The organism is Rhizobium sp. Root483D2 (assembly GCF_001426685.1).
GTDB lineage: Bacteria > Pseudomonadota > Alphaproteobacteria > Rhizobiales > Rhizobiaceae > Pararhizobium > Pararhizobium qamdonense.
The window spans coordinates 200,052-200,379 of sequence record NZ_LMFB01000009.1 but is presented as its reverse complement, the minus strand read 5'-3'; the positions used below and the strand labels follow the sequence as shown (position 1 = coordinate 200,379).

The window sequence follows — 328 nt, the reverse complement described above, 5'->3', positions numbered from 1 at the left end:
CGAGTTGGTCGAGGTTTCCTCGCCCTTCTGGTGCTGGCGGTAGTGACGCGTCACCGTGCCGTGGGCGGCTTCGGCTTCGACCGTCTGACCATCCGGCGTCATCAGGACCGAGGTCATCAGGCCAAGCGAGCCAAACCCTTGCGCGACAATATCGGACTGGACGTCGCCGTCATAGTTCTTGCAGGCCCAGACATAACCGCCCGACCATTTCAGCGCCGAGGCGACCATGTCGTCGATCAGACGGTGTTCGTACCAGATCTTGGCTTCCTTGAACTTGTCGGCAAATTCGGCGTCGAAGACCTGCTGGAAGATATCCTTGAAGCGGCCA

The 328-nt window shown here is 59.8% G+C and carries 1 protein-coding gene; it reads right to left on the bottom strand.

Translation table 11 applies throughout. The features are described 5' to 3' along the window. Positions 1 to 328: isocitrate/isopropylmalate family dehydrogenase (locus ASD32_RS07490; protein ID WP_244490121.1), on the bottom strand; the 328-nt coding region annotated here is incomplete at both ends.